Origin of the sequence: Corynebacterium sp. MSK071, assembly GCF_030232125.1 — a bacterium.
GTDB lineage: Bacteria > Actinomycetota > Actinomycetes > Mycobacteriales > Mycobacteriaceae > Corynebacterium > Corynebacterium kefirresidentii.
The window spans coordinates 117,703-139,708 of record NZ_JASPJA010000001.1 but is presented as its reverse complement, the minus strand read 5'-3'; the positions used below and the strand labels follow the sequence as shown (position 1 = coordinate 139,708).

18 protein-coding genes are annotated in these 22,006 nt (G+C 57.6%); 12 read left to right on the top strand and 6 right to left on the bottom strand.

Translation table 11 applies throughout. From position 1 onward, the window contains the following. Window positions 1-2: 2 nt before the first annotated feature. On the top strand, window positions 3-266 hold the full coding sequence (locus QP990_RS00595) for a hypothetical protein (protein WP_284797968.1): 264 nt from the start codon (window positions 3-5) through the stop codon (window positions 264-266). Continuing rightward, window positions 263-1,429, top strand: a complete 1,167-nt coding sequence (locus tag QP990_RS00590) for an alpha/beta hydrolase (protein WP_284797967.1) — start codon at window positions 263-265, stop codon at window positions 1,427-1,429. The genes QP990_RS00595 and QP990_RS00590 overlap by 4 nt, the downstream gene beginning before the upstream one ends. A gap of 51 nt (window positions 1,430-1,480) precedes the next feature. On the opposite strand, the gene QP990_RS00585 is transcribed toward QP990_RS00590, so the two are convergent. The 5 genes from QP990_RS00585 to dnaK all read right to left on the bottom strand — a co-directional run bounded on the left by QP990_RS00585 (window position 1,481) and on the right by dnaK (window position 7,575). Next, entirely contained in the window at window positions 1,481-3,001 is a 1,521-nt protein-coding gene (locus tag QP990_RS00585; protein ID WP_284797966.1) for an aldehyde dehydrogenase family protein, read from the bottom strand. Between the two features lie 244 nt (window positions 3,002-3,245). Then, on the bottom strand, window positions 3,246-3,695 hold the full coding sequence (locus tag QP990_RS00580; protein WP_284797965.1) for a heat shock protein transcriptional repressor HspR: 450 nt from the start codon (window positions 3,693-3,695) through the stop codon (window positions 3,246-3,248). A gap of 20 nt (window positions 3,696-3,715) precedes the next feature. After that, window positions 3,716-4,921: a molecular chaperone DnaJ gene (gene dnaJ, locus QP990_RS00575; RefSeq protein WP_284797964.1), complete on the bottom strand. Its 1,206-nt coding sequence runs from the start codon at window positions 4,919-4,921 to the stop codon at window positions 3,716-3,718. 96 nt (window positions 4,922-5,017) lie between these two features. Beyond that, complete coding sequence (gene grpE / locus QP990_RS00570) at window positions 5,018-5,725, bottom strand: nucleotide exchange factor GrpE (protein WP_034655552.1); 708 nt, start codon at window positions 5,723-5,725, stop codon at window positions 5,018-5,020. Next, window positions 5,725-7,575, bottom strand: coding sequence for a molecular chaperone DnaK (dnaK, locus tag QP990_RS00565; protein ID WP_005325523.1), 1,851 nt, complete (start codon window positions 7,573-7,575; stop codon window positions 5,725-5,727). Before dnaK ends, grpE begins: the two co-directional genes overlap by 1 nt. A 450-nt stretch (window positions 7,576-8,025) precedes the next feature. Here dnaK and QP990_RS00560 point away from each other — a divergent pair, with 450 nt between their 5' ends. The 5 genes from QP990_RS00560 (at window position 8,026) to QP990_RS00540 (ending at window position 16,028) form a co-directional block, all read left to right on the top strand. Then, window positions 8,026-8,202, top strand: coding sequence for a hypothetical protein (locus QP990_RS00560; protein ID WP_239206754.1), 177 nt, complete (start codon window positions 8,026-8,028; stop codon window positions 8,200-8,202). A 197-nt stretch (window positions 8,203-8,399) separates the two neighbouring features. Continuing rightward, the gene (locus QP990_RS00555; RefSeq protein ID WP_284797963.1) at window positions 8,400-9,590 is read left to right on the top strand and encodes a sensor histidine kinase; all 1,191 of its coding nucleotides are present in this window, start codon (window positions 8,400-8,402) and stop codon (window positions 9,588-9,590) included. 215 nt (window positions 9,591-9,805) lie between these two features. Further along, complete coding sequence (locus QP990_RS00550; RefSeq protein ID WP_284797962.1) at window positions 9,806-10,504, top strand: response regulator transcription factor; 699 nt, start codon at window positions 9,806-9,808, stop codon at window positions 10,502-10,504. Window positions 10,505-11,103: 599 nt separating this feature from the next. Then, window positions 11,104-14,547: a bifunctional proline dehydrogenase/L-glutamate gamma-semialdehyde dehydrogenase gene (locus tag QP990_RS00545; protein WP_239227013.1), complete on the top strand. Its 3,444-nt coding sequence runs from the start codon at window positions 11,104-11,106 to the stop codon at window positions 14,545-14,547. 107 nt (window positions 14,548-14,654) lie between these two features. Further along, window positions 14,655-16,028: an AI-2E family transporter gene (locus QP990_RS00540; RefSeq protein WP_239208678.1), complete on the top strand. Its 1,374-nt coding sequence runs from the start codon at window positions 14,655-14,657 to the stop codon at window positions 16,026-16,028. A 52-nt stretch (window positions 16,029-16,080) separates the two neighbouring features. On the opposite strand, the gene QP990_RS12275 is transcribed toward QP990_RS00540, so the two are convergent. Continuing rightward, window positions 16,081-16,671 carry a nucleosidase gene (locus QP990_RS12275; RefSeq protein ID WP_200288580.1) on the bottom strand — a complete coding sequence of 197 codons (591 nt, stop codon included), beginning with the start codon at window positions 16,669-16,671 and terminating at the stop codon, window positions 16,081-16,083. Window positions 16,672-18,050: 1,379 nt separating this feature from the next. On the opposite strand from QP990_RS12275, the gene QP990_RS00530 reads away from it, so the two are divergent. From QP990_RS00530 to QP990_RS00510, 5 genes are all read left to right on the top strand, one after another. Further along, complete coding sequence (locus QP990_RS00530) at window positions 18,051-19,037, top strand: hypothetical protein (RefSeq protein ID WP_239208680.1); 987 nt, start codon at window positions 18,051-18,053, stop codon at window positions 19,035-19,037. A 268-nt stretch (window positions 19,038-19,305) separates the two neighbouring features. Next, window positions 19,306-19,860: an LppP/LprE family lipoprotein gene (locus QP990_RS00525; RefSeq protein ID WP_200288578.1), complete on the top strand. Its 555-nt coding sequence runs from the start codon at window positions 19,306-19,308 to the stop codon at window positions 19,858-19,860. A gap of 98 nt (window positions 19,861-19,958) precedes the next feature. After that, the gene (locus QP990_RS00520; protein ID WP_200288577.1) at window positions 19,959-21,113 is read left to right on the top strand and encodes a TRAFAC clade GTPase domain-containing protein; all 1,155 of its coding nucleotides are present in this window, start codon (window positions 19,959-19,961) and stop codon (window positions 21,111-21,113) included. After that, complete coding sequence (locus QP990_RS00515; protein WP_086588807.1) at window positions 21,104-21,430, top strand: hypothetical protein; 327 nt, start codon at window positions 21,104-21,106, stop codon at window positions 21,428-21,430. The genes QP990_RS00520 and QP990_RS00515 overlap by 10 nt, the downstream gene beginning before the upstream one ends. A gap of 69 nt (window positions 21,431-21,499) precedes the next feature. After that, complete coding sequence (locus tag QP990_RS00510) at window positions 21,500-21,904, top strand: hypothetical protein (RefSeq protein ID WP_239208682.1); 405 nt, start codon at window positions 21,500-21,502, stop codon at window positions 21,902-21,904. The last annotated feature ends 102 nt before the right edge of the window (window positions 21,905-22,006 follow it).

Here is a 22,006-nt window from a genome sequence, read left to right as displayed (position 1 = left end):
GCATGAACTATGTAGAAATTCCCACGCACTTACCCGATTATGTCCGTTCCCTGCTCTCACGGCCTCCGCTGCCACCGCCGACGGCCGCGCTCGATACCGCCTGCCGGACCGCGGACGCGCTGGAGCGAGCCCGGTCAGCTTGGTCCAGCACCGTGTCCGCAACTGAGGATGCCACGACCGAGCAATTGCGCTCCGTCGCGGACTTCCTCAACACCGCCGCCGGGGTGGATTCCCAGCTAGGCCAATCCCTAGGAGCCGCTCGATGACCCTCTCAGCGGCTCTAAGAAATGGCGCCAGCCAACTGCGCACAGAACGCTCTGAACTGCACGTTCGTTTTATAGATTCGCACCATGATTGGATTAGTCTATCGCTGGGAGGGCCTGCTGGCGACGCCGCTCGCACCAGCTTGGCAAGCTATACCGACTGGCTGGCACCGTCGTTGCACCAGATGGAGCACGTTGCCGCCACCCTTGACCGCCACGCCAACCTGCAGGCCCGCCGTGAGGAACTAGAAGATCGCATCATCGCATTCCTAGGTGAGATAGACGAGCATAATGTCGCGGCGGCCAGCGCCGCTGGGCTCCTATTAAGTCAGGTACGAGCATTGGGCGATTCCCTCGATTGGCTCTGTTCCCAAGAAATTGATGCCCTGTGTACGCCTGCTGGTGTTTCTCCTCCCGTGCGGTTTGAAGAATTTTCCGATCTACCTGTGGACACCATTCACGAGATTAACCTAGCCCAAGCCAACGAGCACGTGGCTCAGCTGGCCACGAAAAACCCAGATATGAAGGTATTAGAAGCAAGCGACGGACGGCTTGTTGCCATGGTGGATCCAGGCGAATTCCGGACCACGCCGGCATCGCTCACCACATTTGTCGAAGGAGTTCACTCCTCCGATCCAGAAACCTGGCAGCGCGCGGTGGACCGGGGCCGCAACTTGGCTAAAGCCAGCGGTGGGCCGACCGTGGTGTGGTTAGGCTACCAGGCGCCATCTTCCCTGCCTCGGGCAATTCATGCCGACCCCGCGCGCACCGCTGGCCAAGAGCTCGTCCGGTTTCAGCGCGCGCTTGGTGCGCGTTATCCGCAGGCCAAGCGCACCGTAGTGGGATATTCCTATGGTTCAGTAGTCACCGGGCACGCCGCTAAGGAGGACAAGATTGCTGATGACGTAGTGCTCGTCGGCAGCCCCGGAACCGGCACTAGCCACTCCTCAGAACTCCATGGCCGCATCTGGGCAGCTACCAACGCGCACGACCCCATCGCCATTGCGACGGGGCCGCACGGCGGCATCCATGGCCCCGATCCCACCACGGATGCCTTTGGTGCCACTCCCCTTCCCGGCGCAGATGGCCTCCCTGGTGACCACGGCACCTATTGGGAGGACCCACGGTTCCTGCGCGGCCTAGGCCAAGTGGCACGGGCCCGCTAGGCCGCACGACATTGTGGAACCGCCTGCACAGATTTACCCGCGGGAGGTGTTTTAGAACAGGCCGGCCGGCTGTTCCGAGTAGGAGACCAACATATTCTTAGTCTCCTGATAGTGACCCAGCATCATCAAGTGGTTCTCACGGCCAAGGCCGGATTCCTTGTAGCCGCCGAAGGCGCTGTGCGCCGGGTAGTCATGGTAGTGGTTTACCCATACGCGGCCGGCCTGAATATCGCGGCCGGCGCGGTAGCAAATGTTTTGAGTACGCGACCATACGCCTGCACCGAGGCCAAAGTTAGTAGCGTTAGCGATGGCAATCGCCTCGTCATAATCTTTGAACGTGGCTACAGAGAGTACTGGGCCGAAGATCTCCTCCTGGAAGATGCGCATGTCATTATTGCCCTTAAACACGGTGGGCTCAATGTAGTAGCCCTTTTCCAAGCCTTCTACCTTGTTCACGTGGCCACCGATGAGGGTCTCCGCGCCTTCCTGCGGGCCGATCTCCAGGTATTGCTTAATCTTGTCCATCTGCTCCTCGGAAGCCTGCGCGCCCATCATGGTTTCCGTATCAAGTGGGTGACCGATCTTGATCTTCTTCACGCGCTCAATGGCCAGCTCCAAGAATTTATCCGCAATGTCCTCGTGCACCAGGGCGCGGGATGGACAGGTGCAGACCTCACCTTGGTTGAGGGCGAACATAACGAAGCCTTCAACGCACTTTTCCAGGTAGGAATCATCTTCATCCATGATGTCTTTAAAGAAGATAGATGGGGATTTACCACCCAGTTCCAGGGTGACGGGGATGACCTTGTCTGCGGCGGCTTTGTTGATGATCTTGCCCACTGGAGTAGAGCCGGTGAAGGCAATCTTGGCAATGCGGTCCGAGCCGGAGAGTGCCGCGCCTGCCTCCTCACCTAGTCCGTTGACGATATTGAGCACGCCAGCAGGGAGGAGGTCACCGATAATATCCATGAGAAGCAGGATTGAGGCAGGGGTTTGCTCCGCTGGCTTCATAACAATGCAGTTACCTGCAGCCAGTGCGGGCGCGATCTTCCAAGCGGCCATGAGCAGCGGGAAGTTCCACGGGATAATCTGGCCCACTACTCCGAGCGGCTCATGGTAGTGGTAGGCCACGGTGTCCTGGTTGAGCTGGGATAGGCGGCCTTCTTGGGCGCGGATGGCGCCGGCGAAGTAGCGGAAGTGATCTACGGCGAGCGGAATATCGGCGGCAAGGGTTTCGCGCACAGCCTTACCGTTCTCCCAGGTTTCAGCGACCGCGATCTTTTCCAGATTTTCCTCGATGCGGTCCGCTATGCGGTGCAGGAGCAATGCGCGCTCGGCTGGAGTGGTTTTGCCGAAGGTCTCGAAGGCTTTTTCCGCGGCGTCGATAGCCAGGTTGATATCGGCTTCTTTGCCGCGAGCTACCTGGCAGAATACCTCGCCGTTGACCGGACTGATGTTGTCCATATATTCGCCGTCGACGGGTGCTACCCACTGGCCGCCAATGTAGTTGTCATAGCGTTCCCGGTAATCGACGATGGAGCCTTCGGTTCCCGGAGCTGCGTACAGGGTCATGGTGCGTGTCCTTTCCTGGAGAATACGAGGATCATCGGTGGTACATGACACTCGTTATTGTTTATGTGCCATAGGTCACCTTTGTGTTGAATATACTAACCCCAAACTTTGCAACGCGCACTGATTGCAGCTATCCCCTTTGCAAGCCTTAACATCACACCGTCACTGTGCAGGCAGAAGAAAACCCCGCAGCCAGCGGCGACGCTGGCTGCGGGGCGGGATGTACTCGTCTGCAGAGTAAGAATTAGTCCTGACCGTTACCACGGCCGCGGGCGCGTTTACGCTCGCGCGCGGTATGCGGACTCCACATCACCACGGAGGTAGACCGAGGGACATGGACAAGTTCGCCGCTGCGCTGCGGGCGGCGCCCGGCGGCCTGTTCGCGCAGGGTCCGCACCTCTTCAGCTAGGGCGTCGCGCTCGGCTTCAAGGCGATCGCGTTCCTCGGTCAGCTCGATGATGGACTTGATTCCGGCAAGATTGACGCCATCATCTTGGGACAGCGCTTGAATCTTGCGCAGCAGCTCGATGTCGCGGTCGGAATAGCGGCGGCCACCGCCACGGGTACGAGCCGGGGAAACCAAGCCCATGCGGTCATAGGTTCGCAGCGTCTGGGCGTGCATTCCGGATAGTTCCGCGGCCACGGAAATCACATATACCGCGGTGCCGAAATCTTCTGCCTTTCCAGTGCTCATTCCTTAACACACCTCCTACCCTAAGCGTTCTCGGCGCCGGCCCAACCCGCACGCGGGTTGAAACCGGAGTCCTTTTCCGCTTGAGCATAGGTACGCAGGGCACTGGAGGCGGCGGCATCGAGCTTGGTGGGCACGGTGACCTGAACGGTAACCAAAAGATCACCGGAGTTGCCCCCGCGCTTGGCGATGCCCCTTCCACGCACCCTCAGCGTTCGCCCGTCCGGCGTGCCGGCGGGGATCTTCACGCGTACCGGGTTATCCAAGGTAGGAACCGCGATGGTATCGCCCAAGGCCAGCTCCGTGAAGGAGACCGGGACGGTAACGTGCAGGTCATCGCCTTCTCGAGTGAAAACCTTGTCCGGTTTGACGGTTACCGCCACGAAGAGGTCACCGGCTGGAGTGCCGTTCGGTCCGGCTTCGCCCTGACCAGCAAGGCGAACCTTTTGGCCGTCAATGACGCCGGCAGGGATGCGCACGGTGATATTGCGGGTGCGATGAACCGTGCCGGTACCGTGGCAGTCCTTGCACGGGTCCGTGATGCGGCGGCCGGTGCCATCGCAATCCTTGCAGGGGGCGGAAAAGCCGAAGGCGCCGCGGTTTTCAGAGGTAAAACCGGTGCCACTGCAGGTACCACAGGTAGAGGTCTTGCCAGAGGCGGAACCAGAGCCATGGCACGTGGTACACGGCGCATTGCCGCTCAATGCCAGAGGGATGGTGGTTCCCTTGGCGGCCTCGCGGAAGTCGAGGGTTATTTCCGTTTCGACGTCGGCCCCCCGCGACGGTTTAGCTGAGTGGCCAGCACCACCGCCGCGGTTGAAAACGCTACCGAAGATATCCCCAACACCGCCGCCTTGAGCCGCTCCTCCAGCGGATCCTCCGAAGAGGTCCGAGAGGTCGAATTCTTGCGCACCTTGTCCATCCATGCGCGTGGATCGAAACCCGCCGGGAAATCCGGCGCCTCCCATCCGTCCAAAGCCCCCACCGTTACGGAGCATGGCCTTGAACTGGTCGTATTCCTTGCGCTCAGAGGCGTCGGAAAGCACGTCGTAGGCTTCCGCCACCTTTTTGAACCTTTCCGCTGCTGCGGGGTCGTCGGGGTGGGTATCGGGGTGGTTTTCGCGTGCTAGCTTGCGGTAGGCACGCTTAATTTCATTCTGTTCTGCGGACGAGGAGACCCCCAGATCCGCATAATAATCTTTGTCTGCCCATTCGGGTTTAGCGCTCACTGGGCATCTCCTCCTTTCAAAGAGAATCGATAAAGTTAAGTAAAAGGGCGCCGCGGGAAGGTCAATCGTCAGTTCCCAGGGCGCCCTTTATGTTATTTACTCGGAATCTTCCGAGCCGCTGGACTCATCGCTGGGGTCCGCGATGATGACCAGGGCATTGCGCACGAGCCTGTCGCCCACACGGTAGCCCTTGCGCAGCACGGTGCCCAGCACCTGCTCATCGCCTGAAGACAAGTCCTGCACGGCCTCGTGAACCTCCGGGTCGAAGGCGTCGCCTTCTTCGCCAAAGGCGGCAAGCTCGTGCTTTTCAAGCGTGCTGTGGAGCTTATCCGCAAAAGCCTTGAGCGGGCCTTCCAAGTCACCGTGTTCATCGGCCAGTTCCAGGTCATCAAGGACAGGCAGGAAATCTGCGATGACTTTGGCCTTGGCGGTCTCGATTACGGCTTGGCGGTCACGCTCGGTGCGGCGGCGGTAGTTGGTGTATTCCGCATTCAGACGCTGCAGGTCTTCCGTGCGTTCTGCCAACTGTGCTTCCACATCGCTGACGCCGTTGCCAGCGGGCTCTTCACCCGCGGCCTCGGCCTCTACCTCATCGGCGTTGACGTCTGCCAGCGCTTCTTCAAGGTCAGCATCGAGGGTGGGATCCAGCTCGGCTTCTTCGGTGGCATCAGCTTGCGCTTCCTGCGCGGCCTGGGCCTCCTCAGCCTGCTCGGCAGCAGCCTCAGCGCGGTCAGCCGAGGTAGCCTCCGGATCCGTGTTTTCCGGGTCGCCTGGGTTATGCGGCATTCCGCTGTCCTGAGTCATTACTTATTGCCATCCTTATTCTCATCCTCGTCAACTACCTCAGCGTCGACGACGTTCGGGTCACCCTGAGCAGCGCCAGCATCAGCTGCGCCCTCAGCACCAGCTTCAGCAGCCTGTGCCTCGTAGATCTGCTTGCCCATCTCCTGGGATTCGGTGGACAGCTTCTCCACTGCGGACTTGATGGCCTCGAGGTCATCGCCCTTCAGGGCCTCATCGACGGCGTCAGCAGCCTCGGTGACCTTGGTCTTAACGTCCTCGGATACCTTGTCAGCGTTGTCGTCCAAGAACTTGCGGGTCTGGTAGGAGGTGGACTCTGCGTTATTGCGCAGCTCCTGCTCCTCGCGGCGCTTCTTGTCCTCTTCGGCATGCTGCTCGGCGTCCTTGACCATGCGGTCAATTTCTTCCTGGGACAGGCCGGAACCATCCTGAATCTTGATGGTGTTTTCCTTGCCGGTGCCCTTGTCCTTTGCAGTCACGTGGACGATGCCGTTGGCATCGATATCGAAGGTGACCTCAATCTGCGGAACACCGCGCGGTGCCGGAGCAATGCCGCCGAGCTCGAAGGAGCCGAGGAGCTTATTGGCAGTAGCCATCTCGCGCTCACCCTGGAAGACCTGAATCTGCACGGAAGGCTGGTTGTCTTCTGCGGTGGTAAAGGTCTCGGACTTCTTGGTCGGAATGGTGGTGTTGCGCTCGATGAGCTTGGTCATCACGCCACCCTTGGTCTCAATGCCGAGGGACAACGGGGTGACGTCAAGAAGCAGCACGTCCTTGACCTCGCCGCGCAGAACGCCTGCCTGCAGGGCAGCGCCTACGGCAACAACCTCGTCCGGGTTAACGCCCTTGTTGGCATCCTTACCGGTGAGTTCCTTGACCAGGTCCGATACGGCCGGCATACGGGTGGAGCCACCAACGAGAACAACGTGGTCAATATCGCCGACGGAAAGGTCAGCATCCTTGATGACCTGGTTGAACGGAGCCTTGGTGCGATCCAGCAGATCCTGGGTGATCTTCTGGAACTCGGTGCGGGTCAGGGTCTCGTCCAAGAACAGTGGGTTCTTATCGGAGTCAACCGTGATGTACGGCAGGTTGATATTGGCCTGCTGGGAGGAGGACAGCTCAATCTTTGCCTTCTCTGCAGCCTCGCGCAGACGCTGCACGGCGCGCTTATCCTTGGTCAGGTCAACGCCCTGGGAGGTCTTGAAGCGGTCTACCAGCCAGTCAACGATGCGCTGATCCCAGTCATCGCCACCCAGCTCGTTATCGCCGGCGGTTGCCATAACCTCAACCACGCCATCGCCGATTTCCAGCAAGGAGACGTCGAAGGTGCCGCCACCCAGGTCAAATACCAGGATGGTCTGCTCCTGCTCGCCCTTTTCCAGGCCATAAGCCAAAGCGGCTGCGGTTGGCTCGTTGACAATACGGAGCACGTTCAGGCCTGCAATCTGGCCAGCTTCCTTGGTGGCCTGGCGCTGTGCGTCCTCGAAGTATGCAGGAACGGTGATAACGGCGTCAGTAACATCCTCGCCAAGGTAAGCCTCTGCATCGCGCTTCAGCTTCATCAGCGTGCGAGCAGAAATCTCCTGGGAGGTGTAGTCCTTGTCATCAATGTTGATCTTCCAGTCAGTGCCGATGTGGCGCTTGACGGAGCGAATGGTGCGGTCAACGTTGGTTACCGCCTGGTTCTTAGCGGACTGGCCAACCAGAATTTCGCCGTTCTTTGCAAAGGCAACGACGGAAGGCGTGGTGCGAGAGCCCTCGGAGTTAGCGATAACGGTGGACTCGCCACCTTCCAGTACGGAAACGACGGAGTTCGTCGTACCAAGGTCAATACCTACTGCGCGTCCCATGATTTCTTCTCCTTTTATCTTGGGGTAATTAATAAAGTTGATTGTCAGTGACTCAACTTCTCGTTGTGTCCGAGCGCTACTGTAACAGAACTTTCACACCCAGTCACACAACCTTGAGCCTATGTCACTCAATCTCTACAACGAGCAGCCTACAAAAGTTATTCCCCAAGACTCAACTTTTTCTCAAATGTCCCACTTTTACCAGCTCACCGCCGCTCTTTCCGACGCCCACTTTCCCGCCCCTGCCCATTAACCCCCTCCCCCACACAGCCTCAGACCCAAACGGGATCCTTAAACATCTCTAAGAGGATCCAAAAGTTACCTCAGAAAGGATCCAAAAGAGGATTGGCGGCGCGCCCCCACTGCCGCATACTAGGAATCACAGCAGTTAAGAGCTGCTACCCCAGAGAGAGATTGTAGTTTTACTCCGCCTATCCGAAAGGAATGTATATGTTCGATTCCCTAGTAGACCTCAGCTCCGCCATCGACTTCGAGGCACTCGTCAAGGGCATCAAGGGCCTCGTCGAGGCTTCCTCCGAGTCCAACACCGACTCCGAGGGCCTGTCCTCCGTATTCGAGGGCCTGTCCTCCAAGGATGACGCAGAGGCTGCTGCAGAAGCTAAGTAATTAGCACTCTGCACTCCTTCATGAAGACCAGCTAAACCCCCTCACCTTCTACCTCCGCACGGAACCCACCACAAGGAACCGCGCACGAAGGTGCGGGGGTTTCGCTGTTTTCAATCGCTGCTCTACGTTCGCTGCACCCGCACCGCTGTACATAGACTAGGGAGATAAACCCCGTTGAGCCTTAGCAACCAGGAAGCGTGGACCGCATCGTGCCGAAATCTTCACAGCCACCCATCTACCAGCGCATCCGCGCGGCCATGACTCTGCAGCGAACCGCCGCGTTAACTGCAGTGATTTGTGTGACGTTGACGTTACTCGGCGCTTTCTTTACTCCCACCGAGCACCAGTTATCTGCTGCCATCTTTGGCTTGGTTCTAACTGTCGTTACCACCTTAGCTTTCCGCCGCCCAATCACGATGTCAGTAGTCTTTGTTGCCGTATGGATGAGCTCGACATTCGCTGTGGGCACTCCTTACCTGTGCTATATTTTTTTAACCCCAATTTTCATTGCCGTCATCGCTTATCACGGCAAAAATTGGCAAACTTTTGCAGTCGGTGCTGTCTTTTGGGCGGTCGGCCTTATCGATCCCGGCACCGCAAAGATCAGCGTTAATCCTGCTGCCGCTTTTGCTTGGGCAATGTTTATTGGAGTCGGTGCAGTAATTGGCGCGACTTTCGCGCACTCTGCGCAGCGATACAAAACAGCCATGGTCGAGTGGAACGCCGACGTACAACGGCGACAATCAGATCTCGCCGAAACTCTCCATAACTCCGTGGTCTCGAGCCTTACTGTTAACACGATGCAGCTAGAAGCCCTAAGCCTCGAATATTCCAAAGACCCGAAACTCGCTAAACGCTTAGATGAGCTTAGCGATTCCATGCGCTCATCAATGTCCGAAGTGCGCGCACTAACTAAGGTTCTCCGAAACAATATCGAAGGCGTTTCCGACGGAATAAGCTTCGGTTCCAGCACCAAACCTGATAGCTTTGCCCAGCTTCTTTCCCAAGAAGAAACCCGCCTTTCAAGGCTCAATCGAAAGCCACTTGTGGAGGTAAGCGCCGAGGATTTTGCCCCGCATTTTCCTCCGAAAACACTGGACTCCATCGCTGCCATCACCACGGAAGCCTGCTTGAATGCCGTGAAGTACTCACCCGCAGGCGCTGAAATCGTAATCTCGGTGCGACCTCACCTCGGTTGGACCGTCATAACAATCACTAACCCAGTATCTAAGCCCACAAGCACCAACGCTGACATGTCTTCGGGTATCGGCATGGCATCAATGTCGCGTATTGCGGCGACAATTGACGCTCGTGTCGATGCTAAGCTTGAGCACAATCAATGGGAGCTTTCGCTTTTCCTTCCACCCTCTACCCAAAAGGCTGGTTAGCTTCGACACGTCGCCTAGCAAACCTAGATGGCGTACACTAAGCTATCGCTTGTTTCTGACTAAAGCAGACTTTATTAAAGGATTCCGCATATGCAGGCCGCACTTGCTAGTTTTCTCGCTCCATTTTTGCTGTCCTCTTCTCTTTTGGGAGGACTAACGCCGGGCGATCTTTCACCCACCACTGAATATCAATCGCCGGTCGATATGGTCTTTGGTTGCCCGTCGCCGTGGTGCCCGAAGTAAAAACTTCCCTTTTGGTCGTCGATGACGACCCACTTGTCCTCGAAGCATTGGGGCGTTACTTCGCCTCGGCCGAGGACATGGAGGTGCGCGCCACCGCAGAAAATGGCAAGGTCGCCCTCGATATATTGCAGGAGCAAGACTTTGACGTCATTGTCGCGGACATCCATATGCCCGAGATGGATGGCACTACCCTCTTGCGCGAGGTCAACAAGATGGAAGACCCGCCGGTCTTTGTCGCGATGACCGCGATGGACAATGACGAGACCCTCAAAGAGGTCATGTCCAATAAGGCTGCAGCCTATATTCTGAAAAGCTCCAAGCCGGTCTATATCTTGGATACCGTGCGTGAGGCTGTACGCGGCGGCACGGTTGTCACCCCGCAATCCCTCACCCGCTTATTTGAGCAACTTCCCGATTGGAACACTGAGGGAAGCGATGCCGATGTGGCCGCCGCAACCGCAAGAATTAAGGACAACCATCACATTTCGCCTGCTTTAGAGCAGGTTCTGGACCTGGTCTGCCAAGGCAAGTCCAATGAAGAAATTGCCAAAAGCACGCACTACGCACCGGGCACGGTGAAGAAATATGTATCTACCCTGCTCAGTGAATTCCATGCCAAGTCCCGCCTCGAACTGGCGGTGAAGGCGCTCAAGGCCGGCTACGGTTCTTAAACCCCGATTGTTGGACAATCCGGGGGTGGAATACCCCCGGATGAGTCAATACCCCCTCTAAACCCCACATGCTGGGGTTTATTTTTTGTTTTTCTACCCCCGCATAGCGATTTGCAAAGGAGACTAGCATCACGTTTGTCGCTTCCCTATAATTACGGCAACACCAAACTTCATAGTATTTCCTAGGCAACAATAGGAACCTGAACCTGCAGGGTTGTCGCACGTCAGAGCGCTATACCGCTCACGTTTCTTCCTCTGCCCCTATAGTCACGTCATAGAAAGCAGGTGAGTGTTGAACACCAACCTGGCGCGCGTTCGTCGCAGCAGCGATAGGCCCCCCGTCCGCATTCGTCCCGCATAAAGGCCCGCTGAACATCGCATTTCATACCGAATCTCTGCGACCCTCACATTGCGTCGCGCGCACCCGCGTGTTCGCTCCTCACCCCGCTTGCACTCTGCAGCACCACATAGCTCACAGCTCACCATCCAGACGCCGTATCGCCCGGCAGTCCCAGACCGGCGCAGATACATCTACCTTCACTCCCGCGTGAAGGGTGGTGTCTAGGATGTGACCCGTTTGAAATAGAGGTAGAACCCATATGACTTCTCCTGCAAATACCCGCTTGCCCATCTCTGATGATGTGGAAGCAGTCCTGCCCGCAGCGATTAGCCGCGCCCACGACTGGTTGAAGTCCACTGCGGACGAAGAAGATAAGGCCACCGAACAGCTCGCGGACCTGCTGCGCGATGACGACGGCGTGAAGTTCACCATGGACTTCGTCGACCGCGTCATGCGCCCAGAAGATGACAAGGTTGCCGCACACGCGCTGAAGGATATTTCCTCCCACTATGACCCGTCGTTCCTAGGCAGCATCAATGGTGCGCTCGTTGGCGCCGGTGGCTTCTTCGGCCCAATCCTGCCCAACCTGGTCATGCCGGTGGCCCGCCTATACATGCGCAAGATGGTTGGCCACCTCGTTCTGGACGCCGAGTCTGATGCACTCAACAAGATTCTGGACAAGGCCGCCGAATCCGGCGAACAGCTCAACCTCAACCTGCTGGGTGAGGCCGTGCTCGGTGAGGAAGAGGCTAAGTCCCGCGCGCAGCGCACCCTCAAGCTCATCCAGAACCCACGCGTAACCTACGTTTCGGTCAAGGCTTCCTCCATGGTGGCCCAGCTCAATCACTGGGATATCGATGGCTCGGTAGAGCGCCTCAAGGAGCGCCTGCGTCCGCTGTACCAGGCTGCGGCGGACCGTACCGACAAGGTCTTTATCAACATGGACATGGAGGAGTACCACGATCTCCACCTGACCATCCGCCTGTTCAAGGAGCTGCTCAGCGAGCCGGAGTTCCTCACCCTAGATGCCGGCATCGTGCTGCAGGCTTACCTGCCAGATACCTTCGATGCGCTCAAGGATGTCGCTGACTTTGCCAAGGAGCGCGTGGCTAAGGGCGGCGGCAAGGTCAAGGTGCGCATTGTAAAGGGCGCGAACCTATCCATGGAAACCGTGCAGGGCGAGGTCCACGATTGGCCACTGGCTACCTACACCAACAAGCTCGACGTAGACGCCAACTACTACCGCCTATTGGATTTCATCCTGCGCGAAGAGTACGCCGATAGCGTCCGCATCGGTGTAGCAACCCACAACCTCTACACCGCAGCAATGGCCTATGAGCTGGGCAAGAAGCGCGGCGTGCTGCACATGATGGATTCGGAGATGCTGCAGGGCATGTCCCCAGCGCAGCAGGCAGCGGTGCGCAAGGTCTTTGACGGCCGCCAGATCCTCTATACCCCGGTTGTCCACGCAGAAGACTTCGATGTCGCCGTGTCCTACCTGGTACGCCGCTTGGAAGAGAACTCCGCACCGCAGAACTTCCTCTACGCACTCTTTGCCCCAGGCGAGGAGCCGCTTGCGGACCAGGAAGAGACGTTCCGTCGGGCCGTCGCCAAGCGCTGGGACACCTTCGCTGGCGCCCGCCGCACCCAGAACCGCCTCGAGGAGGATGGCCGCCAGGCACCGCGCACCGGCCGCTTTACCAACGAGGCTGATACTGACCCGGCTCTCGCCCCGAACCGCCAGTGGGCGCAGGAAGCGCTCAAGCGCAACCCGGGCGAACACGGCATCACAGAGGTCACCGACCCAGCCGCGGTAGAAAGCCACATCGCCCGCGCCAAGGAGCTCGGCACCGAGTGGGGTAAGCGTCCTGCCGCCGAGCGCGCCGCGGCCCTCGAGGCAGTCGCGGACGAGATTGCTTCCCAGCGCGGCAAGTTCATCTCCGTGGCCGCATATGAGGCCAATAAGACCGTTACTCAGACCGACCCTGAGGTCTCTGAGGCGATTGATTTCTGCACCTACTACGGCCAGTCCGCGCGCCTGCTGGAGGAGTCTTACTCCCAGTTCACCCCGCACACCGTCACCGTGGTAACTCCGCCATGGAACTTCCCCATCGCCATTCCCACCGGCGGCATTGCGGCATCCTTGGCGGCCGGCTCGGCGGTCATCGTCAAGCCAGCCCCGCAGGTGGTTCACTGTGGCAAGCTCGTGGTGGAAGCCTTCCGCACCGCCCTCGAGGCGCAGGGCCTGGATCCGGATCTGGTGCAGCTGGTGCTTACTGATGAAGCCGAGGCCGGCAAGGCGCTGCTTTCCCACGATGATGTAGACAATGTCATCCTCACCGGTGCGTCCGATACCGGTGCGCTCTTCCGTTCCTGGAAGCCCAAGATGAACATCATGGCAGAGACTTCCGGCAAGAACGCGCTCATCATCACCCCAGCGGCAGACCCCGACTTAGCCATCGATGACCTCTATAACTCTGCCTTCGGCCACTCCGGACAGAAGTGCTCGGCGGCCTCCCTGGTTATCTTCGTCGGCGCGGCAGGCAAGTCCGAGCGTCTGCGCACCCAGCTTTTGGATGCTGTCAAGACCCTTAAGCCGGGCCCGGGCTTTGATATCACCACCACCATGAACGGCTTGGCCGAGGAGCCGAGCGAGAAGCTCCTACGCGGCCTAACCCAGCTCGAGCCGGGTGAGAAGTGGCTGCTCAAGCCGGAAAAGCTCAACCAGGAAGGCACCCTGTGGTCCCCGGGCATTCGCGATAATGTGCAGCCGGGCTCCTGGTACCACAAGAATGAGTGCTTCGGCCCCATCCTCGGCATCATGTATGCCGATACTTTGGAAGAGGCTATTGCCTGGCAAAACGACACCGGCTACGGCTTGACCGGTGGCATCCACTCGCTTGACGACGCCGAGATTGAGTACTGGATCGACAACGTTGAGGTGGGCAACGCCTACGTCAACCGCGGCATTACCGGTGCGATTGTGCAGCGCCAGTCCTTCGGCGGTTGGAAGAAGTCCGTCATGGGCCCGGGTGCTAAGGCCGGCGGCCCGAACTACGTGGCGCAAATGGGTGAGTGGGCTGATGGCGAGCTCAAGCCGCGCAACGTAGATATCGCCCCAGCCAGCCTTGCTGTTCTTCACCGCCTGCGTGATAACCTCTCCGGCAAGCTCACCGAGGACGACATCACCTGGCTGTGGCGCGCCGCTGAGCTGGACCAGTTGGCTTGGCAGGAAGAGTTCGGCCGCAATCACGACCGCACCGGGTTGGTCTCTGAGGCCAATATCTTCCGCTACCGTCCGCTGCTGACCAAACTGCGCGTGCGTGTGGGCGAGGGCTATGCGCTGCGCGAGGTTGCTCGCCAGGTGCTGGCCGCCGCCATCACCGGTACCGCAACGGAAATCTCCGCCACCCCGGAGGTTGCTACCCAGCTGCAGGACCTCGGTTTCGATGTCAAGGCCATTACCGACGAGGCTTTTGCCACCGACGTGGCCAACGACCCCTCCTCCCGCGTGCGCGCCTTGGGCACCGTGCCGGATTCCATCTACGAGGCCGCGGTGCGTTCCAACTCCGTGGTGCTGGACCAGCCGGTGCTTGCCGACGGCCGCCGTGAGCTCATCCCTTACCTCCTTGAGCAGGCAGTCTCTGTAACCATGCACCGCTTCGGCATCATCCGCAACGTAGGCAACCTGCGCGAGGAGTAATCTCCCGCCGCATTAAAGGCACTCCCAGGAGGTAGCGTCCCGCCCGTGGGCCGCTACCTCCTTTTTCATATATGCGCTGCGCGTTTTATGTGGCATAGTGGTAAGCAATGTCTACGTCACATAATTCATCTTCCCGCGACGAGGCCCAGCGCCCGTCTGCGCAGGAAAAAGGCACCGCAACGCAGATTCAGAAGCCAGGCGAGGAAGATTCGCATACCCTCGTCGCTTATGATGATGCGCATCTCGGTGCAGAAGCCGCCAGCGAGCACCCCGCCGAGTGCGATGATAAGTCTGCCATCCTGGCCAAGGACTTCCGCACCATGACCAAGGTCTCGGTGGTCTTTATCCTCATCGTCGCCGGCCTGGCCCTGGCGGGCTATTTGCTCAAGTTCATCTGGGTAGGCCTGCTCCCTGTCCTGCTCGCCATCCTTGTCTCCACGGTGCTTTACCCAGTCAGCGCCTGGCTGCGCGGCAAGGGATTCCCGCGCTCACTCGCGGCCGTGAGCACCTTGCTCGGCCTCATCATCATCTTCTGCGGCGTCTTTGCCGCCATGGCCCCGGTTGTCACCAGCCAGAGCCAGACGCTCATTGACCAAGCCGAAGATGGCATTAACCAGCTGACAGAGATGGTGGAAAAATCCCCCATCGATATCCAAAGTGACCAGCTGCAATCCGTGCTCCAAGACGTGGTCAAGTTTGCCAAGGGCCAAGCCTCCACTATCGCCACCGGCGTTATCTCCGGCTTCTCCATGGCCAGCTCCATCGTCGTGGCCGCGCTGATCATGCTCTTTGTCACCTTCTTCATCATCAAAGACGGCGACAAATTCCTGCCCTGGCTGCGCAAGTACACCGGCAATTCCACCGGCTGGCACGTTACCGAGCTGGGCGCGCGCATCTGGAAGACCTTGTCCGGCTTCATCCAAGCGCAGGCAGCTGTGGCCATGGTGGACGCTATACTTATCGGCCTTGGCCTGTGGGCTCTGCAAGTTCCGTTAGCACTCGTCATCGCCGTGGTGACCTTCTTCGCCAGCTTCATCCCCATCATCGGTGCCGTAACCGCCGGTGCTTTGGCAGTTATTATCGCTCTGGTATCCAATGGACTAACCAACGCGCTTCTTGCTTTGGCAGTTATCATCATCGTTCAGCAAGTAGAAGGCAACGTCCTCCAACCATTGCTGCAGTCCAAGGCCATGGGCCTGCACGCCACGGTCGTCCTACTCTCTGTGACCGTTGGCTCCACCCTGGCCGGCATTGTTGGCGCGTTCCTCGCCGTCCCCGTGGCCGCAACCATTGCCGTTGTCGTGCGCTACCACGCCGAAATGGCTGCGCTGCGCTCCGGGGAAGTCGAGCCTTCAGATATAGACATCATCACCGGCTCCAAGGATGATCCTGAAGACTTCAGCGACGTCACCTACGAACATGACGAGACTCCACGCGATATGGTAGAGCAGCTCTACCAGTCCATGAGCCCGCTGAGCTAAGACTCAGCGACCACAAGCAGCGCGCCGGCCCTCCGCCGGCGCGCTTTAGTATTTAGCGCAGAAAGCCTAGATCCGTAGCGGCCGAGGCGAGCTGGCGCGCGCCTCGGTCGAGGACGTTGGCCCACGTGCCCTTGGACTCCTCATTCGCGGAATCGGAGACCTGCTTGAGCAGGGTGCAGGGCACGTCGAAGCGCTGGCATACTGCGGCAATGGAATAGCCTTCCATGTCGCAGAGCTGGGATTTTTGGGCCAGCTCAGTGCGCAGGGCAGTATCGGAGACAAACATATCGCCCGTGGCCAGCCCACGAACCGGCAAGCGGCCGGAGGTTTCCAGCTCGATGACCTCTGGCAGCAGGTAGCGGTTGATATCGGTAAGCACCTCGAGCTTGAAGTCGTGTTTGGTGACCTTGCCTACTTCGAAGACGCCAGCCATGCCGTCGACAAGCGCGCCGGCCGTGCCGATATTGACCACGCGCTCGGGAAGGGCGCCATTAGCGCGGGCGTCGGCAAGAGCCTCCGTTAAGGCAATGGCCGCTGGAACCGTGCCGATTCCAGTAATGAGCAGGGGCTCGCCCTCCGGAATGTGCGCGGCCTCCGCATCGACAGCGGCGACGAAAAGGGTACGTCCGTTGAGATTCTCCATGCCTGTGAGAATACCTGCCCTCCCTAATCGAAGTTCAACGTGCGGTTCTTCTGGCGCAGGCGAATCGTAATATTCTTCTGGCCAGCACCGAGTGCGATAATTTTCCCGCTGAGCACGCGCGCGACCGCCAGGTCGGCCTCCGTGGGGGGCTTCGGCGGCCACCTGTGCCGTGGGTAGCCAGGCGTCGTGCGGATCAGGCGCGCCAAGGTGAATGAGCCGCTCGCGCTCCACGTCAATCCAATAGCCTTCAGTGGCCATAAAGCGATCGTGGCTCCCATCGAAGGAATCGCGGCGCCACCCGCCCTCGGCCACACGGAAAACAAAGGGGCAATAACCAAAACGCGAAGGCACGATATAACGCGTCTGAGGGCTAACGCGCCAATGACCGCGCGCGGAGCTCCAGACTTGGCGGTAGGTATCAGCCAGGCTCATACCCAGCCGCAGGCGCTGTTGTCTGTCCTCGTCTAGCCCCGCATCTTCTACCTGCGTATTTAGCTCACCCAGGCGCGTAGCATCTGCCACGTACATGCCCAGCCATGCCTCTTCCGGCGTCGTATACGGCCCGGTGATATCGCGGTGAAAGGACCCCGGAATTGCCTTGTGTGCGTCCTGGGGCAGGCGCTGGCGCGCAGCAAAAGCCCACAGCCGCGGATGCCCCATGCGGTAGAGCATCACCGTCGCCCGTGGCAGGCGGTCATGCACCTGTCGGCGCGTCAAGTAATCACCAGCACTGATGCGCCGCAGCAGCTGCTTGGCGACGTCCCCCTCCACCTGCTGCTCCATTCCCGGCGCGACTTCCATGTCCGACAGCTGGCTAAGCAGCATCAGATCGATGATGTCTCCCAAATCAAAGACCTGGTTCAATTCCGACTGTGCTTCGGAGCCGAAGGCCTCGATAGCGTCATAGCCTAGGGCACTACCCAAGCGACGGATGAGATCCGGGGACACACTCACCCGGTTGCGAGTTGCGTGCAATTCCGCGGCGTTGAGATTGCGGTCCAGCCCCACGAGGGCTCCTTTCTCCCCCTCATTGGGGAAATAATTTTTGGTCATGCTTGGACTTAAGCCGGACATTGGCCTCCCCGGTTTCCTTCATTTGGGTCTTGTCTCGGAAAGCAGGCATCAGATGAAGCCCTTCTAGGAGGTTTTGGGACTTCTCAGCTTGGTCGCTGTTGGTTTTTCAGTCAGACAGATTATGACGTACTTAATCCCTACGAGTTACATAATAGAAAAGTGGCACGTTGCAAATACCCCTTTCATAGTCCCATTCGAGAGAATCTTTGCAACTCTTATGCCTATAGTATGACGCGGAATGATTCTTAATCATTCTCTTTCTTTCGCATTTCTCTTTCTGGACAGCGCACAAAGGAGCCTTACCTTTGAACGACAAGAATTCTTGGGGTCCACCAGACTCAACCCCACTTTCAGATTCGAACGGGCCTGCCTCCTCTATGCAGGACCCCGGCACAGGAACAAGCACTGAATCTTCAAGCAAAGGCACGCGCACCGCCATTATTGTCGTTGCCGCTCTCGCCATCATTGCGCTTATTGGCGGTGGCGCCTGGGCGCTAACGGGAAACAAGGATTCTGATGGTTCGAGCAGCGCTGAACCGAATTTTCATTCTCAAGAAAACAGCAGCGAGGAAACTACCGAAGGAGCGGCTTCTGAAGAAGAATCCACTCTTGAAAAGAAAGCTGCGTCTACACAAGCTAAGAGCGCTAGCACTGGACCTTCCGCAGAGGAGAAGTGTGGAACGCTAGCCGATGACCTAATGGACGTTCCAATTGGCACGCTTCAGCTGTTTTGCGATGGCACCTGGCTTTACATGGCCCAAAAGCAATCCTCAAATTATGGACTGTTCTACTGGACCGATAATGAGTGGAAGTTGTATCGGTCTGACAATACGACTGGAGACTCCGTCAATCAGTGCTACGACAAGGGCAAGTTGGACACCGCTGGCGCCCCGAAGCAGCTGACCAACCAGCTCCAACTCTGCGATGCACAGCAAACGCAAACTCCAAAGGTTCGCGACAGGCCCATTACCGCCGAGGAGGAGTTTCCGCCAGAAGATTATTGGTACGGCGAATGCGATGGCAGCTACGTACTCATCGCGGAATCGGTCATCATCCCGCCGGCAACTGATCCGATTTCCGAGCCCTACCGAGTGCACAAAAAGTACCCAGGTTCCAAGATAATCCGGGGCGGCGCATGTAGTTCCCTGCGCAGCCGTACTGAGAGCGGCTCTGTCTATGCCATCATCTATGAAGCCGGCCACAGCGTGGAAAAGGTTTGCGAGCTCAAGGCTAAATACGGCGGCAATGCCCGATCCCTCAATAATGACGCGGATTTCTCTGACCCCTGCTAACCCCGATTCCGCGTTCGATTCCCTGTCACTCCCCTTCTGCTGCGTTGTCTCCCTACACCCGCTACAACGCAGCGTGCACCCCTTTGACTTTTCATCTACCGCCTCAATTTGAAAGCAATATCTTATGCCTAAATCATCTGCCCACCTAGGCCGAATAAGCCGTATAAGCATTGCAGCGAGCGCCGCCCTTATTAGTTTCTCCTTGGCTTCCTGCGATGACGAAACGTCGGATACAACCGCACAGGAGTTTTCGGTTGAGTCGGCGTCAATGTCCGTTACGGAAGAAAGTAGCGATGCCAAGCCGGAAGAATCGTCCACTGACTCTGCTGCGGCGGAAGAAGAACCTACTCGGCCGGTGCCACCGAACGTGATGATGGATGACGAGCAGCCGAGCCCAGAAGCCGACACCACTTCGTCGTGTGGCGCGGCAGATGCCCAAGCTGCTTTCTCCGAGGGCGTATCCCAAGTAGCTCCGTGGGGCACCATCGGATGGCAGCTTTTCGATTCCTCAGGCTACGATCCCTGTGCATCTCTATCGTGGGAAACGCTGATGGTTGAGGGAGGAACTAGTTCTTCACCCTTCCACATTATGTTGTTTAACCATGGCGAATATTTAGGCACCGCAACGGCAAAGCCCTATGGATTCGCCCCCACTATTGAGCGCGTCAGTGACTCCGAGATCGCGGTAACCTACCACTGGCCGCGCGAAGGCGAAGGCAACGCGAACCGCTCCGGTACGACTGACGCTGGCTTCCGCTGGGATGAAGGCCAGAAAAAGGTCATCATGTCCGGCGACGTACCGCCAACATCTGTAGGCAGCTAAAGGCGTAATCAATCCACCGCTTTTACCCACCCCTTGGCCTCTGAAGAATTTCTCGCAGGCGTCAGGCATGATGTTTTCAGCTGATGTATTTTCGCACTATGAGCAAACAACAAATTCACCAGCACATCGCAGTTTTTGGTCAGGCTGGAAGCGGAAAGACAGTCCTTCTTTCCTCACTCTTTGGCCGCTTCCACGAGCCATCGACTATCCATAAGAACGGGTACAGATTCTTAGCGGACGATTCTGCGCGCGGAAATAAACTGCTCCAAAAATACTTGGGAATGAAGGAGCAAGCCCAAGCTCCGATGCAGGATAAGTTTGTTTCCTCTCCATTCGGTTTTAAATTCGTACCAGAGTCACAGCCCTTGGACGCGAAGAAGAAGACTTCGCACATTGGCATTACTTGGCATGACTATCCAGGCGAATGGTTCGAGTCAGAGGTCAGCTCTGAAAGCGAACGAAATGATCGGGCTCATACTTTCCGCCAGCTGATCCAATCAGATGTCGCTCTGGTTTTGGTTGACGCACAAAAGCTGCTCGACCACGAAGGCGACGAAGATCGCTACCTCAAGTCACTATTCGGCACCTTCCGGAACACATTGCTGGGCATTAAATCCGACATCATTGCTGACAATGAACGGCTGGAGCAGTTTCCCCGCATCTGGGTTATCGCGCTTTCTAAAGCCGACCTCATGCCGGAGTTGGATGCGCACAGGCTCCATGAGCTCGTCGTTCTTCATGCCGCTGATGAACTGAACGCGCTGCGCAAAGTTCTGGCAGATTTCGTCAACGGCGACGAGGCTCTATCCGTCGGAGAGGACTACATCGTCATCTCTTCAGCTGAATTCAAGAACGGCACAATTGATTTAGAAAAGCACAAAGGCGTCGACGCCTTGCTTCCGTTATCTACGATTTTGCCTATCCAGCGCTACCAGCGGTGGAATGTATTGCGCCTTCTCCCGGCTGGCCTAGCGGACGAAAAGATGGTGAAAAGGGGACTTGGTATAGCACAATCGGCTTTTGCGATGCTTGGCAAAGTAAACAAGATGCCATTTAATTTCCTGGCCAAGGCTCAAGGTATCGCTGGTCTGGTTGACCCGCTCATGTCTGCAGCCATTCCGGTGATTGCCGAGGCTCGAAAGAATGCGGTGGAAAAGCATGCATTTAAGGAATTGTTGCTTACAGATTTCGTCATGAAATTGCGCGAGAGCATCGACAACGACATTCTCGAAAGGTCGCCGCGATGGAAATAATCTGGGCTACGCGAGGCAAACACTGGGGCCATAAGTTCTTACTCGATGGCGGCTATAAGGACCCATTGCCGCCATATCTTGAGGCATTTTCGGGCTTTGAAAACTCCCGCCACGTGTTTGAGCGCTGCAATGGACACTTGGCATTAAGGTTTCCAGATCCAGAGGAACGCCATGATGAATCAGGTCGCTTGATTTACCACGACCTAGTTATCAGCGGCCATGCCATTACCGATGTACGCTCCTACGACGAAGCATGCTCTTTTATGTGGCCCTTGATTGCGGACGAATACAGCAAGCTCTGGAATGCAGAAAATTAGAAAAGAATCTGGGCTCTTTAAACAGTTAATCGCCGCCGTGAATATCAAGACCTTATCCCCAGAGGAATAATGAAGGTGACTGATGGCTGGAATTCAACAGAATTCGCGGAGAAGATGAACTGCCTACTAAAGCGATACTACGCAGGAGACAATGGGCTTTCTCCGGCTTCAGTAGAGCTTCGGGCGGTGTGGAGAACTGCAGGACTCGCATACGCCATTTTCACAGTCTCGAAACCGAGAGGGATTGCGTATGTGGGAGTGGAAATGACGGTTCTTCCGGGACTTGGTTCTGCCATGTCGGAAGAAGAAACCGCTATAGAAGGCTGGTTAGACCGATTAGCCGGAGATACGCTGGCCAGCGCATTGGACTACAACGAAGATGACAAAATCCAATGGCAGGGAAAGGTCGCCGGCAACACTCCAGAATTTTTCTCAGAGCTAGGCCCCGCTGTGGGAGAAGTATTCTTCCCATAAGTACCAAAAGCCTAGAGGGGCGCGGCAGCCAAAAGTGGCCGCGTTCTAGGCTTTCGCGGGGAACTAGGAGCAGGTTATCGTGGCCAAAGCGTAGCCGAAGGA